Annotated in this window: 12 protein-coding genes; 6 read left to right on the forward strand and 6 right to left on the reverse strand. The window is 61.6% G+C overall.

Features of this window, described 5'->3' with window-relative positions:
* Positions 1-48 precede the first annotated feature (48 nt).
* Positions 49-1,833: an ABC transporter transmembrane domain-containing protein gene (locus M2394_RS18485; protein ID WP_259173449.1), complete on the reverse strand. Its 1,785-nt coding sequence runs from the start codon at positions 1,831-1,833 to the stop codon at positions 49-51.
* A 236-nt stretch (positions 1,834-2,069) separates the two neighbouring features.
* Between M2394_RS18485 and M2394_RS18490 the strand changes: the two genes are divergently transcribed.
* Complete coding sequence (locus M2394_RS18490; protein ID WP_053136589.1) at positions 2,070-2,243, forward strand: PA1571 family protein; 174 nt, start codon at positions 2,070-2,072, stop codon at positions 2,241-2,243.
* A 139-nt stretch (positions 2,244-2,382) separates the two neighbouring features.
* Here the strand turns inward: M2394_RS18490 and pdxB are convergent, their stop codons facing one another.
* Positions 2,383-3,525: a 4-phosphoerythronate dehydrogenase PdxB gene (gene pdxB, locus M2394_RS18495; protein ID WP_259173451.1), complete on the reverse strand. Its 1,143-nt coding sequence runs from the start codon at positions 3,523-3,525 to the stop codon at positions 2,383-2,385.
* Positions 3,526-3,713: 188 nt separating this feature from the next.
* Between pdxB and M2394_RS18500 the strand changes: the two genes are divergently transcribed.
* Complete coding sequence (locus M2394_RS18500) at positions 3,714-5,108, forward strand: MATE family efflux transporter (protein ID WP_259173453.1); 1,395 nt, start codon at positions 3,714-3,716, stop codon at positions 5,106-5,108.
* A 97-nt stretch (positions 5,109-5,205) separates the two neighbouring features.
* Here M2394_RS18500 and tusA read toward each other — a convergent pair whose 3' ends face one another.
* Together tusA and rlmM are read right to left on the reverse strand one after the other, a co-directional pair.
* Positions 5,206-5,451 (reverse strand): sulfurtransferase TusA, encoded by a 246-nt coding sequence (gene tusA, locus M2394_RS18505; protein ID WP_218647059.1) that lies wholly within the window; start codon positions 5,449-5,451, stop codon positions 5,206-5,208.
* 124 nt (positions 5,452-5,575) lie between these two features.
* Positions 5,576-6,652 carry a 23S rRNA (cytidine(2498)-2'-O)-methyltransferase RlmM gene (gene rlmM, locus M2394_RS18510; protein ID WP_178921525.1) on the reverse strand — a complete coding sequence of 359 codons (1,077 nt, stop codon included), beginning with the start codon at positions 6,650-6,652 and terminating at the stop codon, positions 5,576-5,578.
* A gap of 196 nt (positions 6,653-6,848) precedes the next feature.
* Between rlmM and acnA the strand changes: the two genes are divergently transcribed.
* Entirely contained in the window at positions 6,849-9,590 is a 2,742-nt protein-coding gene (gene acnA / locus M2394_RS18515) for an aconitate hydratase AcnA (protein ID WP_259173454.1), read from the forward strand.
* Between the two features lie 128 nt (positions 9,591-9,718).
* On the opposite strand, the gene M2394_RS18520 is transcribed toward acnA, so the two are convergent.
* Positions 9,719-10,657: an aspartyl/asparaginyl beta-hydroxylase domain-containing protein gene (locus M2394_RS18520; RefSeq protein WP_259173455.1), complete on the reverse strand. Its 939-nt coding sequence runs from the start codon at positions 10,655-10,657 to the stop codon at positions 9,719-9,721.
* 109 nt (positions 10,658-10,766) lie between these two features.
* On the reverse strand, positions 10,767-11,741 hold the full coding sequence (gene cysK / locus M2394_RS18525; protein WP_259173456.1) for a cysteine synthase A: 975 nt from the start codon (positions 11,739-11,741) through the stop codon (positions 10,767-10,769).
* Positions 11,742-11,865: 124 nt separating this feature from the next.
* On the opposite strand from cysK, the gene M2394_RS18530 reads away from it, so the two are divergent.
* The 3 genes from M2394_RS18530 (at position 11,866) to M2394_RS18540 (ending at position 15,199) form a co-directional block, all read left to right on the forward strand.
* Positions 11,866-12,942, forward strand: a complete 1,077-nt coding sequence (locus tag M2394_RS18530) for a DUF748 domain-containing protein (RefSeq protein WP_178921533.1) — start codon at positions 11,866-11,868, stop codon at positions 12,940-12,942.
* Positions 12,943-13,175: 233 nt separating this feature from the next.
* The gene (locus tag M2394_RS18535; protein ID WP_034112447.1) at positions 13,176-14,021 is read left to right on the forward strand and encodes a MoxR family ATPase; all 846 of its coding nucleotides are present in this window, start codon (positions 13,176-13,178) and stop codon (positions 14,019-14,021) included.
* On the forward strand, positions 14,021-15,199 hold the full coding sequence (locus M2394_RS18540; RefSeq protein ID WP_176995322.1) for a VWA domain-containing protein: 1,179 nt from the start codon (positions 14,021-14,023) through the stop codon (positions 15,197-15,199). Before M2394_RS18535 ends, M2394_RS18540 begins: the two co-directional genes overlap by 1 nt.
* Positions 15,200-15,221: the final 22 nt, after the last annotated feature.

Raw genomic sequence — 15,221 nt, forward strand, 5'->3', positions numbered from 1 at the left:
CAAAAATGCCCGCATTGAACGATGCGGGCATTTTTTATGGGTGATCAATCAGTGAGAGATGTGTTCTTCCACTCCATCACTGAACTGCAACGCCGCCAACCGCGCATACAACGGGTTGCTCGCAATCAACTGTTGATGCGTGCCCACCGCTACCAGCTTGCCCTGGTCCATCACTGCAATCCGGTCGGCGTGCTTCACCGTCGCCAGGCGATGGGCAATCACCAACGTGGTGCGCCCTTGCATCAGTTGCGGCAACGCTTGCTGGATCAGGTGTTCACTCTGAGCGTCCAAGGCGCTGGTCGCCTCATCCAGCAGCAGGATCGGCGCATCCACCAGCAACGCACGGGCGATGGCCAGGCGTTGGCGCTGACCACCGGACAGGCCCATGCCGCCATCGCCCAGATGGGTCTGGTAGCCGTCAGGCATTTGCAGGATGAAATCATGGGCGTGGGCGATGCGCGCCGCTGCCTGCACCTGTTCCAGGGTGGCCGTCGGGTTGCCGTAGCGGATGTTCTCCTCGACGCTGCCATAAAACAGCGCCGGGCTCTGGGACACCAGGGCAAAGTGGCGGCGCAGGTCCATCGGATCAAGCTCGGTCAACGGCTGGCCTTCCAGCAAGATACGGCCCTGCTGGGGGTCGTAGAAACGCAGCAGCAGGTCGAAGATCGTCGATTTACCCGCCCCGGACGGCCCTACCAGCGCCAGGGTTTCGCCTGGGTTGATGGTCAGGTTCAAGCCGTCGATCGCGTAGCTGTCCGGCCGTGACGGGTAGGAAAAGCGCAGGTCCTGCAGTTCCATACGGCCGCTGACGCGCTCCGGCAGCGGCACGGTACCGGTGGCGGGGGCTGTGATCTCGTTGCTCGATTGCAACAGCTCGCCGATTCGCTCCGCCGCGCCTGCTGCGCGCTGCAACTCGCCGAGTACTTCACTCAAAGTGCCCACGGAGGCCCCCACGATCAAGCTGTAGAACACGAACGCGGCCAGTTCGCCAGCAGAAATGCGCCCACCGATGACATCCATGCCGCCCACCCACAGCATCACGCCCACAGCCCCCAGCACCAGCATGATCACCAGGGTGATCAACCAGGCGCGCTGGAAGATGCGCTGGCGCGCGGTGCTGAACGCATCTTCCACCGTCACGGCGAAACGTTGCTCGTCCTGCACCTGATGGTTGTAGGCCTGCACGGTCTTGATCTGGCCAAGGGTCTCGGACACATAGCTGCCTACATCGGCGATACGGTCCTGGCTCAGGCGTGACAGGCTGCGCACACGGCGGCCGAAGATCAGGATCGGCGCCAGCACCAGCGGTAGCGCCACCACCACAATGCTGGTGAGCTTGGGGTTGGTGACGAACAGCAGCACGATGCCCCCCAGCACCATCAAGCCATTGCGCAGGAACAACGACAGCGACGACCCGATCACCGACTGCAGCAAGGTGGTGTCGGTGGTCAATCGCGACTGGATCTCCGAGCTGCGGTTGTTCTCATAGAAACCCGGGTGCAGGTAGATGAGGTGGTTGAACACCTGCCGCCGGATATCCGCCACCACCCGCTCGCCGATCCACGACACCAGATAGAACCGCGCAAACGTGCCCACGGCCAGGCCGAACACCAGGATCATGAACAGCCCGATGGACTGGTTGAGCAAGTGCGGCGACTGGGTCATGAACCCCTGGTCCACCAACAAACGGATACCCTGCCCCATGGACAAGGTAATACCCGCCGTCACGATGAGCGCCAACAGGGCACCGAGGGCGTGCCAGCGGTAGGGTGCAATGAAGCGGCTGGCCAGGCGAATCGCACGACGTTGACGGACTGAGAACATGGAGGGCATCACCAATGAGGAACCTGTAAGCCTACATTGGGGGAACTTGAGTAAATAACAATGAGTCAGGTTAATTATGCCCGCCGATGCTGACCCCTAGAGGCTATCGGTCTAATGCCCGTCTGGAAATTTGTATCGGTTTCTGGTGGACTGGGTGTTCGAACCGCTGATTGTGTATGGAGTTGTAACAGCTCGGTCACGCGGGGGTTTTAAGGTAGGTACACAACCTGATGAGGAGACAGGCCATGACCTTGCAAAATAGCAGCGATGCCAAGATTGAAGTGATCCGCCAGCCGCAGCAGTTGCCTTGCTCCGTGATCGACGCCCAAGGCCGGGAAGTGCAGATTACCGAAGAGATGATCCAGCAAGCATGCCGCGAGCTGGAACAGCGACTGGTCAAGCCTGCCCAGCAAGGCTAACGTGCCCAAGCTCTTTCAAGACCGGCCCTGGTGGCCGGTTTTTTTATGCCCCCTGTAGGAGCCGGCTTGTCGGCGATGGCAACCGTAAGCGCGCCATCGCCGGCAAGCCGGCTCCTACAGTGAGCGCATTGCGCGCTGGTCAGAGCAATTCAGCGCCAAGGGCAGAGACGATCGACGACAGCACAGCGGACTCCCCATTGATGCGCACCTTCAAGCCGTCGATCTCGCGGCGCTCCGGATAGTGCTTGCGCAGCAGGTCAAACGCCTTGCGCTGTTCTTCCACGGTACCCACAAGGCTGCGGCGGAAATCCGCATCATCCCGGCGCGGGTCATACACGCTGCGGCACAAGGTGGCCAATGCCCAGGCTGGGTCGGTGGCGGCATTCAAGTGCACTTCGGCCAGCCAAGGTGGCGGCAGCAAGTCGCTCAGTTGGAGGCTGGGTTCCTGGCCCAGGTGCGCACAGAACGCCTGATAAATCTGTGCAGTGCCGCGCTGTTTGCCGTCCAGGCTGTAACCGGCGATGTGCGGCGTGGCCAGCACACACAGGTCAGCCAGGTCGACGTCCACTTCAGGCTCGCCTTCCCACACGTCCAGCACCGCTTGCAGGTCCTCGCGCTCCAGCAACACCTCTCGCAGGGCGGCGTTATCCACCACCGGGCCCCGGCTGGCATTGATCAGCCAGGTGCCGGGCTTGAGTGCGTTGAGGCGCTGGCGGTCGAACAGGTGCCAGGTGGAGCCGTTGCCGGACTTGGTCAGAGGCGTGTGCAGGCTGATCACGTCGCACTGTTCGATGATCTGCTGCAGGCTCACATAATCGCCGTCTTCGGCGATCTGGCGCGGCGGGTCACACACGAGCACGTTCCAGCCCAGGCCCTTGAGCACCTTGACCAGACGCCCGCCGACTTCACCGGCACCGACCACCCCGTAAGTCCGTGTGTTGAGGTCGGCCCCCTCGATTTCTGCCAGGGTCTGCAAGCTGCCCAGCACATAGTCCACCACACCCCGCGCGTTGCAGCCGGGGGCGCTGGACCACTGGATGCCAGCCTGTTGGAAGTAGTCGAGGTCCAGGTGATCGGTGCCGATGGTGCAGGTGCCGACAAAACGCACGCGGGTCCCGTCCAGCAAGGCGCGGTTGACGTTGGTCACCGAGCGCACCAGCAGCACGTCGGCCTGCTCGACCGTGGCGCGGTCGATGGACCGGCCGGGCACTCGGCGAATCTCGCCAAACCCTTCGAAGAATGCATCGAGCAGCGGGATATTTTCGTCGGCAACAATCAACATGGCAGGCTCCTTTCGCGGACTCGCAGTGTACAGGGATGCGACCTGCGTAACACCGCAGATGCCAGGCGCATGAAGCTTTGTGTGGAAGCGGGCTTGCTTACAAATCCCTAACACAGGTTTTTTCCTGACCGGTGCGTCAAAGCGTAGACTTCGCGGTCCTTGCGCTCCTTCTGACTGGACATCTGTACGTGAACATCGCCACCACCGCCCTCTCCCGCCCCGCCCGCGTCAGCCGCGAGGTGCGCAGCCTGCTGACCCTGGCCCTGCCGATCATGATCGGCCAATTGGCGACCACGGCCATGGGTTTTGTGGATGCGGTGATGGCCGGGCGCGTGAGCCCGCGTGACCTGGCGGCGGTGGCCCTGGGCAACTCGATCTGGATTCCGGTCTACCTGCTGATGACCGGCACCTTGCTGGCCACCACGCCCAAGGTCGCCCAGCGCTTCGGCGCGGGCACGTTCAACGAGATCGGGCCGTTGGTGCGCCAATCCTTGTGGCTGGCGTTGGTCGTGGGGGTGACCGCGTTGTTGATGCTGATCAGCGCCGAACCGATCCTGCACGCCATGAACGTCGACCCCGAGCTGATAAAGCCGTGCATGGCTTACCTGCATGGCATCGCGTCCGGCATGCCGGCCATCGCCCTGTATTACGTGTTGCGCTGCTTCAGCGATGGCCTGGGCCGCACGCGACCAAGCATGGTCATGGGCCTGTGCGGGTTGGCGCTGAACATCCCGCTCAACTACGTGTTCATCTACGGCCACTTCGGCGTGCCAGCCATGGGTGGCGTGGGCTGTGGCTGGGCCACGGCGATTGTGATGTGGGTGATGATGCTCGGCCTGGCCGCCTGGACCCGCTGGGCCCCGGCCTACCAGAGCAGTGAACTGTTCAAGCGTTTCGACTGGCCGCAATGGGCAGTGATCAAGCGTGTGCTGAGCATTGGCCTGCCCATCGGCATTGCGGTCTTTGCCGAGTCGAGCATCTTTGCGGTCATCGCACTGTTGATCGGCAGCCTGGGCGCCAACGTGGTGGCCGGGCACCAGATCGCACTGAACTTCAGCTCGCTGGTGTTCATGATCCCTTACTCCCTGAGCATGGCCGTCACGGTGCGCGTCGGGCAGGCACTCGGGCGTGGCGAACCGCGCCAAGCGCGCTTCGCAGCCGGGGTCGGCATGGGCACGGCGCTCACCTACGCCTGCCTGTCATGCAGCCTGATGCTGCTGTTTCGCGAGCAGATCGCGGCGATCTACACCCCGGACCCGCTGGTGATCCACGTGGCGTCGATGCTGATTGTGTTTGCGGCGCTGTTCCAGTTCTCTGACGCGATCCAGGTGACCGCTGCCGGCGCCCTGCGGGGCTACCAGGACACACGGGTGACCATGGTGCTGACGCTGTTCGCGTACTGGGGCGTGGGATTGCCGGTGGGTTACGCCCTGGGCCTAACCGATTGGCTGGGCGCCGCCAGCGGGCCGAGCGGCCTGTGGCAGGGGTTGATCGTGGGCCTGAGCTGCGCAGCGGCGATGCTGGTGATTCGCCTGGCACGCAGCGCGCGTCGGCGGATTCGCCTGGAGCCAGCGCACGCCTGACGCCTCATCAGCGCTTACCGCTCCCTGTAGGAGCCCGGCTTGCCGGCGATGGCGTCTTTGAAATCGCCATCGTCGGCAAGCCGGGCTCCTACAAGGTTCAGGCGAGCTTCTTGCGAATCCAGTACAGGTACGTACCCGCCTGCTCCTGCTGATCCACCAGCTCGTGGTCCAGGAACACGCAAAACTTGGGAATATCGCGGCGGGTCGACGGGTCGGTGGCGATCACCTTGAGCAAGCCGCCTGGCGGCAGGTCACGGATGTGCTGGTGCAGCATCATCACCGGTTCCGGACAGTTGAGGCCGGTGGCGTCGAGGGTGGCGTCGACGGGTAGGTCAATACTCATAGTCACTCCTGAAACAGTCCCGCTCTTCTGTGGGAGCGGGCTTGCCCGCGATAGGGGCACATTCAACATAAATTTCGACTGTTATATACCGCTATCGCGGGCAAGCCCGCTCCCACATTTGATATCAGTGCTTTTTGGGTTTCTTCGCACTTTCAAGCCGACGCAGATGGCAGGTCACTTCCTCACGGTCGTGGTACAGCTGCTTGCAGCCAATCTCCACACGAATGCCGCGGGCCTTGAAGCCTTCTTCGATGCGTTCCAACAAGCGCTTCACTTCGGCATAACGCTGCTTCATCGGCAATTTCAGGTTCACCACGGCTTCGCGGCAATGCCCTTCCCCGATCCAGGTTTCCAGCAGCGCGGCGTTACGGGCCGGCTTCTCTACGATATCGCAGACCATCCAGTCCACTGGCTGCTTGGGCACGAAGGTGAAGCCGTCGGCCATCAGGTGCTGCACCAGGCCGGTGTCCATCAGGCTTTCGGCCATGGGGCCGTTGTCGATGGCGGTCACCAGCATGCCGCGATTGACCAGCTGCCAGGTCCAACCGCCCGGCGCGGCGCCTAGGTCGACGCCGGTCATGTCGCCGTGCAAGCGCTCATCCCATTGGTCGCGAGGGATGAAGTGGTGCCAGGCCTCTTCCAGCTTGAGGGTCGAGCGGCTCGGCGCTTCACGGGGGAATTTGAGGCGCGGGATGCCCATCGGCCACATCGCCGAGTTGTTCGACTCGGCCAGGCCCATGAACACTTCGCGGCCGCTCTTGAAGGTCAGCAGCAGGCGTGGCTTGCTCGGGTCGTCCACCAGCTTGCCGGCGTTGAGCAGGGCTTTGCGCAGGTGCACTTCGAACTTCTTGCAGAAGTTCGACAGCTCTTTGCCGTCGTTGGTGTCGACCATTTCCAGCCACAGGCTGCCGCACACCGGGAATTCGCGCAGGTGGGCAAGAATCACGCTGATGCGGTCGGTTTCCGGCAGGTCGATGAACACCCCGCGCGCCCATTGCCGTGGAAAGATCAGCTCGGCAAAACGCTGGCCGTGCATCAGGCGCTGGGCGCCGTCTTCTTCGGTGCAGACGAATTCGGCGCAGGCGCTGCCGGTCTTGGCCTTGGCGTAGCCGGAAACGTTCAGGCGCGCGGCGTGCTCCGCGATTTCGGAACAGACTTCGCCTTCAAAACCCGGGCGGCAGTGCATAAAAAGGGTGTTCATCAACTCTCCAAGTGAATCAACCGACCTTGCGCTGTCGCAATGCCTGTCATGAAAACCCGCGCATGATAACGGACTTCGGAACCTTGGACTCAACGATAGAGTCCAGTTATTAGCCTGCTAATGAAAACAGGGCTAAGTTGATAGCTCTGTTCGTCCCGTCAGGTCCGTAGCCGTGCGGACCATAAGGAGTCGTGTCATGTCATCGCTTGATAGCCTGAGAACCCTTAAGACCCTGCAAATAGACAGTAAAACCTACCACTACTTCAGCCTGCCCGAAGCCGCAAAGAGCCTGGGTGACCTGGACAAGCTGCCGATGTCCCTCAAGGTTCTGCTGGAAAACCTGCTGCGCTGGGAAGACAACAAAACCGTCACCGGCGCCGACCTCAAGGCCATCGCCGCCTGGCTCAAAGAGCGCCAGTCCGACCGCGAGATCCAATACCGCCCTGCCCGCGTGCTGATGCAAGACTTTACTGGCGTGCCCGCCGTGGTCGACCTGGCCGCCATGCGCGCCGCCGTGGCCAAGGCCGGGGGCGACCCGCAGCGCATCAACCCGCTGTCACCCGTGGACCTGGTGATCGACCACTCGGTGATGGTCGACAAGTTCGGCAGTACCAGCGCCTTCGAGCAGAACGTCGACATCGAGATGCAGCGCAACGGTGAACGCTACGCCTTCCTGCGCTGGGGCCAGAGCGCCTTCGACAACTTCAGCGTAGTGCCACCGGGCACCGGCATCTGCCACCAGGTCAACCTCGAATACCTGGGCCGCACCGTGTGGACCAAGGACGAAGACGGTCGCACCTACGCCTTCCCCGACACCTTGGTAGGCACCGACTCCCACACCACCATGATCAACGGCCTGGGAGTGCTGGGCTGGGGCGTGGGCGGTATCGAAGCGGAAGCGGCCATGCTCGGCCAGCCGGTGTCGATGCTGATCCCGGAAGTGATCGGCTTCAAGCTCACCGGCAAACTGAAAGAAGGCATCACCGCCACCGACCTGGTGCTGACCGTCACCCAGATGCTGCGCAAGAAAGGCGTGGTGGGTAAATTCGTCGAGTTCTATGGCGACGGCCTAGCCGATTTGCCGTTGGCCGACCGCGCCACCATCGCCAACATGGCCCCGGAATATGGCGCCACCTGCGGCTTTTTCCCGGTGGATGAAGTGACGCTGGACTACTTGCGCTTGTCCGGCCGCCCTGCCGAAACCGTCCAACTGGTAGAGGCCTACACCAAGGCCCAGGGCCTGTGGCGCAACGCGGGCCAGGAACCGGTGTTCACCGACACCCTGGCCCTGGACATGGGCAGCGTCGAAGCCAGCCTGGCCGGGCCGAAGCGCCCGCAAGACCGCGTGGCGCTGCCGAATGTGGGCCAGGCGTTCAGTGACTTTCTCGACCTGCAATTCAAACCCGCCAGCAAGGAAGAAGGCCGCCTGGAAAGTGAAGGCGGTGGCGGTGTTGCCGTCGGCAATGCCGACCTGGTGGGCGAAACCGACTATGAATACGACGGCCACACCTATCGCCTGAAAAACGGCGCGGTGGTGATCGCGGCGATTACCTCGTGCACCAACACGTCGAACCCCAGCGTGATGATGGCGGCCGGGCTGGTGGCGAAGAAGGCCGTGGAAAAAGGCCTGACCCGCAAGCCGTGGGTGAAAACCTCGTTGGCGCCCGGCTCCAAAGTGGTCACCGACTACTACAAGGCCGCAGGCCTGACCCCCTACCTCGATCAACTCGGTTTCGACCTGGTGGGCTATGGCTGCACCACCTGCATCGGCAACTCCGGGCCGTTGCCCGAACCGATTGAAAAAGCCATCCAGAAGGCCGACCTCGCGGTGGCCTCGGTACTCTCCGGCAACCGCAACTTCGAAGGCCGCGTGCACCCGCTGGTGAAAACCAACTGGCTGGCTTCGCCACCGCTGGTGGTCGCCTACGCGCTGGCCGGCACGGTGCGCATCGACATCAGCAGCGAACCGCTGGGCGAAGGCAAGGACGGCAAGCCGGTGTACCTCAAGGACATCTGGCCAAGCAGTAAGGAAATTGCCGACGCCGTGGCCCAGGTCAGCACCGGCATGTTCCACAAGGAATACGCCGAGGTGTTTGCTGGTGACGAGCAATGGCAGGCCATTGAAGTGCCGCAGGCGGCGACTTACGTGTGGCAGAAGGATTCCACCTATATCCAGCATCCGCCGTTCTTTGATGACATTGCCGGGCCGCTGCCGGAAATCAAAGACGTCAAAGGTGCCCATGTACTGGCCCTGCTGGGGGACTCGGTGACCACCGATCACATCTCCCCCGCCGGCAACATCAAGACCGACAGCCCGGCCGGGCGCTACCTGCGCGAGCAAGGCGTGGAACCGCGTGACTTCAACTCCTACGGCTCACGCCGGGGCAACCATGAAGTGATGATGCGCGGCACCTTTGCCAACATCCGTATCCGCAACGAAATGCTCGGCGGTGAGGAAGGCGGCAATACGCTGTACATCCCGACCGGCGAGAAGATGGCGATCTACGATGCCTCAATGAAATACCAGGCCTCGGGCACGCCGCTGGTGGTGGTTGCAGGGCAAGAGTACGGCACCGGTTCCAGCCGTGACTGGGCGGCCAAGGGCACCAACCTGCTCGGGGTCAAGGCGGTGATCGCCGAGAGCTTCGAGCGTATCCACCGCTCCAACCTGGTGGGCATGGGCGTGTTGCCGTTGCAGTTCAAGCTGGATCAGAACCGCAAAACGCTCAAGCTGACGGGCAAGGAGAAGATCGACATCCTTGGGCTGACCGACGTGGAGATCGCGCCGCGGATGAACCTGACGCTGGTGATTACGCGGGAGGATGGCAGCCGCGAGAAGGTCGAGGTCTTGTGCCGGATCGATACGCTCAATGAAGTGGAGTACTTCAAGTCGGGCGGGATCTTGCACTATGTGCTGCGCCAGCTAATCGCCTCCTAAGCAACACTGCAAAACCAAATGTGGGAGCGGGCTTGCTCGCGAATGCGGTGGATCAGTCAAGTATGTATCAACTGACACTCCGCTTTCGCGAGCAAGCCCGCTCCCACATTTTTTGATTGTGTTTCAAATTAGCCGAACAGCCACTTCCACAGCAGCACCAGCACCACCACCGCCAGCACCGGCCGCGCAATGCGGTAGGCCTTGGGGTGTTTGCGCTTCCACTGCTTGACCCCACCACTGAACTTGTCGCTGAAGGTCTTGCTCCAGGCATAGGCCTGGTTGATCCCGCCGACACGTTCGTCGTCCAGGTTCTGCGGCGCGGTGGCGCGGCCCAGTTGCTGGCTGACCCAACGGTTGACGCGGGTCATCAGGCGGTTGCTCAGGGGGCGTTCGATGTCGCAGAACAGGATCACACGGGTCTGTTCGGTTTCGTTTTTCACCCAGTGCACGTAGGTTTCGTCGAACATCACGTCTTCACCGTCGCGCCAGGCGTAGACCTGGCCATCAACGAAGATGCGGCAGTCGTCGGAGTTTGGCGTGGACAGCCCCAGGTGATACCGCAGGGAACCGGCGAACGGGTCACGGTGCGGGTTGAGGTGGCTGCCACCCGGCAACAGCGCGAACATCGCGCCTTTCACGTTGGGAATGCTGCTGACCAATGCCACGGTTTTCGGGCACAGCGCCTCGGCCGAGGGCAGGGGTTTGTCGTACCACTTGAGGTAGAAGCGCTTCCAGCCCTTCTTGAAGAAGGAACCGAAACCGGCGTCGTTGTTCTTCTCGGCCGCGCGGATGTAACCCTCGTCGAACAGGTGCATGGCCTCTTCGCGGATCACTTCCCAGTTGTCCTTGAGCACATCCAGTTCCGGGAATTTGCTGCGGTCCAGGTAGGGCTTGGACGGCACGGCCGAGAACAGGTACATCAAGGCGTTATAGGGGGCGAACAGCGCCGAATGGTTGACGAACTGGCGCAACATCGGCAAACGCGCCTTACCGCGCAGGTGCACGTACAACGTGCTGCCGATAAACAACGCCAGCACTGACAGCTTGGCGGCCAAAGAAAAGGTCATGCAGCAACTCCTGAAAATAAGCGCCTGGCCAACAGCAGACGTAGCAGCCGGCCATGATAAACAGTTGGGCCAGTATGCAGAAGGCCTAAGGTATTGGCGCTGACATACATCAAGCCTGGTTTTCTTGATCGGTAAACAAATCGCTGAACAGCATGCTCGACAGGTAGCGCTCGCCGGAGTCCGGCAGCACCACCACGATGGTCTTGCCCTGCATTTCCGGCTTCTCGGCCAGGCGCACCGCCACGGCCATCGCCGCGCCGCAGGAGATACCGCACAGGATCCCCTCTTCCTGCATCAAGCGCAGGGCCATGGCCTTGGATTCGTCATCGGTGACCAATTCCACGCGGTCGACCATCGACAAATCCAGGTTTTTCGGCACGAAACCGGCGCCGATGCCCTGGATCTTGTGGGGGCTGGGCTTGATCTCTTCACCGGCCAGCGCCTGGGTGATCACCGGCGACACGATCGGCTCGACCGCCACCGAGAGAATCGGCTTGCCCGCAATGTGCTTGATATAACGCGACACGCCAGTGATGGTGCCGCCCGTGCCCACACCGGCAACCAGCACGTCGACCGCGCCGTCGGTGTCGTTCCAGATTTCCGGACCAGTGGTTTTCTCGTGGATCGCCGGGTTGGCCGGGTTTTCGAATTGGCCCGGCATAAAATAGGTGGCCGGGTCGCTGGCAACAATTTCTGCGGCTTTGGCGATGGCACCGGGCATGCCCTTGGCCGGCTCGGTCAGCACCAGCTCGGCGCCCAGGGCCTTGAGCACTTTGCGCCGTTCGATGCTCATGGACGCCGGCATGGTCAGCAGCAATTTGTAGCCACGGGCGGCAGCGACAAACGCCAGGCCAATCCCGGTGTTGCCCGAGGTCGGTTCTACAATGGTCATGCCGGGCTTGAGTTTGCCGGTGCTTTCCGCGTCCCAGATCATGTTGGCGCCAATGCGGCACTTCACCGAGTAGCCTGGGTTGCGTCCTTCGATCTTGGCCAGGATGGTCACGCCACGCGGGGCGATCCGGTTGATCTGCACCAGGGGCGTGTTACCGATGGAGTGCGCGTTGTCTGCAAAGATGCGGCTCATGACGGGTCCTATTGGGCGGTTTCAGGAAGGCCCCAAGGGTATGCCTCGTGCTGCAACGCGTCCAGTCAGAGGAACGTTGCGCACCTCCCGGCAGTCCATCGCCTACCTGCATGGAGAACATCCGATGAAACGTCGCTACAGCTGGCCGCTATGGACCGTCGCCGGGCTGGTGGTGGTGCTGGTCGCCCTGGACCTCGCCCTGCCCTATCTGGTGCGCAACTACTTGAATGACAAGCTTGCCGACATGGGCGACTACCGTGGCCGCGTGGCCGACGTGGACCTGGCGCTGTGGCGCGGCGCCTACAAGATCAATGGCCTGGAGATTACCAAGGTCGATGGCAAAGTACCGGTGCCGTTCGTCAAGGCGCCGTTGATCGACCTGGCGGTTAGCTGGCCGTCGCTGATCAATGACCATGCGGTGGTCGCCAAGGTGCGTTTTATCAACCCCGAGGTGAACTTCGTCGATGGCGGCGCCAACAAGCAGGCGTCCCAGACCGGTAAGGGCACCGACTGGCGGGCGCAACTGGGCAAGCTGCTGCCGATCACCCTCGACGAAGTGCGCATCGAAGACGGCAAGATCGCCTTTCGTAACTTCAGCTCCAAGCCACCGGTCAACATCAACGCCACGGCGGTTAACGCCAGCTTCTATAACCTGACCAACGTGGTCGACGTCAAAGGTAAGCGCGACGCCCGCTTCGAAGGCAAGGCCCTGCTGCAAGGCCAGGCGCCCCTGGAAGCCACGGCCACCTTTGACCCGCTGAGCAATTTCGAAAACTTCGAGTTCCGCTTTCGCGCCAAGGACCTGCAGCTCAAGCGCATGAACGACTTCGCCTCGGCCTACGGCAAGTTCGACTTCAAGGCCGGTACCGGCGATGTGGTGATCGAAGCCCAGGCCGAAAAGGGCCAACTGACCGGCTATATCAAGCCGCTGTTGCGCGACGTGGAAGTGTTCGACTGGCAGCAGGACGTGGAAAACAAAGACAAGAACATCTTCCGCTCGATCTGGGAGGCGGTGGTGGGCGCCAGTGAAACCGTGCTGAAAAACCAGAGCAAAAACCAATTCGCCACCCGCGTGGAACTCAGCGGCAACGTGCATCAGCAAAATGTCAGCGCGTTCTCTGCGTTTTTGGCGATTTTGCGTAACGGTTTTATCCAGGCCTTCAATGCACGCTACGAACAGCCCAAGCCCAGCACCGACTAAGACATCCCTATTATTTGTAGTGAGCGGGCTTGCCCCGCGCCACGCCAGACCAAACACCGCTCATTCGCTGGCGAAACCGGGCGTTTGGAGCGACGCCGCGCGGGGCAAGCCCGCTCACTACAATAATTGGGGTGGCGTGACCGGCCATTCAGAGACTGAATAACCCGTCTGCGTTCACAGTCGCCGGGGCTGCGCGGTATAGTCCGGGCATTGATGAATGCGAGGAAACACCGATGAAGTTCGAAGGCACCCAGGCCTATGTGGCTACCGATGACCTGAAACTGGCCGTCAACGCCGCCATCACCCTGGAGCGGCCGCTGCTGGTCAAGGGCGAGCCCGGCACCGGCAAGACCATGCTGGCCGAGCAATTGGCCGAGTCCTTCGGCGCCAAGCTGATCACCTGGCACATCAAGTCCACCACCAAGGCCCACCAGGGCCTGTACGAGTACGACGCGGTCAGCCGCCTGCGCGACTCGCAGTTGGGCGTGGACAAAGTGCACGACGTGCGCAACTACCTGAAGAAGGGCAAGCTCTGGGAAGCTTTCGAGTCCGACGAGCGGGTGATCCTGCTGATCGATGAAATCGACAAGGCCGACATCGAGTTCCCCAACGACCTGCTGCAAGAACTCGACAAGATGGAGTTCTACGTCTACGAAATCGACGAGACCATCAAGGCCAAGAAACGCCCGATCATCATCATTACCTCCAACAACGAAAAAGAGCTGCCGGACGCTTTCCTGCGCCGCTGCTTCTTCCACTACATCGCCTTCCCCGACCGCACCACCCTGCAGAAGATCGTGGATGTGCACTACCCCGATATCAAGAAAGACCTGGTCAGCGAAGCGCTGGACGTGTTCTTCGACGTACGCAAAGTGCCGGGCTTGAAGAAAAAGCCCTCCACCTCCGAACTGGTGGACTGGCTCAAGCTGCTGATGGCCGACAACATCGGCGAGGCCGTGCTGCGCGAGCGTGACCCGACCAAGGCGATCCCGCCCTTGGCCGGCGCCCTGGTGAAGAACGAGCAAGACGTGCAGTTGCTGGAGCGTCTGGCGTTCATGAGCCGTCGCGGTAATCGCTGATGCTGCTCAACCTGTTCAATGAGATGCGTGCCGCCAAGGTGCCGGTGTCGGTGCGCGAGCTGCTCGACCTGATCAACGCCCTGAAAATGCGCGTGACCTTCGCCGACATGGACGAGTTTTATTACTTGGCCCGGGCGATCCTGGTGAAGGACGAACGGCATTTCGACAAGTTCGACCGAGCCTTCGGTGCCTATTTCAACGGCCTGGAAAAGCTCGACGACCACTTGCAGGCGCTGATCCCGGAAGACTGGCTGCGCAAGGAATTCGAACGTTCGCTGACCGACGAAGAACGCGCGCAGATCCAGTCCCTCGGCGGCCTCGACAAGTTGATCGAAGAATTCAAGAAGCGCCTGGAAGAACAGAAGGAACGCCACGCCGGCGGCAACAAGTGGATCGGCACCGGTGGCACCAGCCCGTTTGGCTCCGGGGGCTACAACCCCGAAGGCATTCGCGTGGGTGACGCCGGCAAGCGCCAGGGCAAGGCGGTGAAGGTGTGGGACCAGCGCGAGTACAAGAACCTCGACGACGGGGTGGAACTGGGTACGCGCAATATCAAGATCGCCCTGCGTCGCCTGCGCAAGTTCGCGCGCCAGGGGGCGGCCGACGAGCTGGACATCGACGGCACCATCGACCACACCGCCCGCGATGCCGGTTTACTGAACATCCAGATGCGCCCGGAGCGGCGCAACACCATCAAGCTGTTGCTGCTGTTTGATATCGGCGGCTCGATGGACGCCCACGTGAAGATCTGCGAAGAGCTGTTCTCGGCGTGCAAGACCGAGTTCAAGCACCTGGAGTATTTCTACTTCCACAACTTCGTGTACGAATCGGTGTGGAAGAACAATCAGCGGCGCACCTCGGAACGCACCTCCACCCAGGACCTGCTGCATAAATACGGCGCCGACTACAAAGTGATCTTCATCGGCGATGCGTCGATGGCACCGTACGAGATCACCCAGGCGGGCGGCAGCGTAGAGCACTGGAATGAAGAACCGGGTTATGTGTGGATGCAGCGCTTCATGGCCAAGTACAAGAAGCTGATCTGGATAAACCCGTACCCGAAAGACACCTGGGGCTACACGGCGTCGACGGGAATTGTGCGCGAGTTGATTGAAGATCAGATGTATCCGCTGACCTTGCGGGGCCTGGAAGAAGGGATGCGCTTTCTTTCCAAATAGGCGGTGTGCTCACTGACGCTAT

Origin of the sequence: Pseudomonas sp. BIGb0164 (genome assembly GCF_024810135.1) — a bacterium.
In the GTDB taxonomy this organism is placed as follows: domain Bacteria; phylum Pseudomonadota; class Gammaproteobacteria; order Pseudomonadales; family Pseudomonadaceae; genus Aquipseudomonas.

Excerpts from the sequence above, each read along its gene's own strand:
- M2394_RS18535 (WP_034112447.1), top strand. The coding sequence starts at position 13,176 with ATGAAGTTCGAAGGCACCCAGGCCTATGTGGCTACCGATGACCTGAAA.
- pdxB (WP_259173451.1), bottom strand. The coding sequence starts at position 3,525 with ATGTTGATTGTTGCCGACGAAAATATCCCGCTGCTCGATGCATTCTTC.
- M2394_RS18490 (WP_053136589.1), top strand. The coding sequence starts at position 2,070 with ATGACCTTGCAAAATAGCAGCGATGCCAAGATTGAAGTGATCCGCCAG.
- M2394_RS18520 (WP_259173455.1), bottom strand. The coding sequence starts at position 10,657 with ATGACCTTTTCTTTGGCCGCCAAGCTGTCAGTGCTGGCGTTGTTTATC.
- M2394_RS18540 (WP_176995322.1), top strand. The coding sequence starts at position 14,021 with ATGCTGCTCAACCTGTTCAATGAGATGCGTGCCGCCAAGGTGCCGGTG.
- tusA (WP_218647059.1), bottom strand. The coding sequence starts at position 5,451 with ATGAGTATTGACCTACCCGTCGACGCCACCCTCGACGCCACCGGCCTC.
- M2394_RS18530 (WP_178921533.1), top strand. The coding sequence starts at position 11,866 with ATGAAACGTCGCTACAGCTGGCCGCTATGGACCGTCGCCGGGCTGGTG.
- M2394_RS18485 (WP_259173449.1), bottom strand. The coding sequence starts at position 1,833 with ATGCCCTCCATGTTCTCAGTCCGTCAACGTCGTGCGATTCGCCTGGCC.
- cysK (WP_259173456.1), bottom strand. The coding sequence starts at position 11,741 with ATGAGCCGCATCTTTGCAGACAACGCGCACTCCATCGGTAACACGCCC.
- rlmM (WP_178921525.1), bottom strand. The coding sequence starts at position 6,652 with ATGAACACCCTTTTTATGCACTGCCGCCCGGGTTTTGAAGGCGAAGTC.
- acnA (WP_259173454.1), top strand. The coding sequence starts at position 6,849 with ATGTCATCGCTTGATAGCCTGAGAACCCTTAAGACCCTGCAAATAGAC.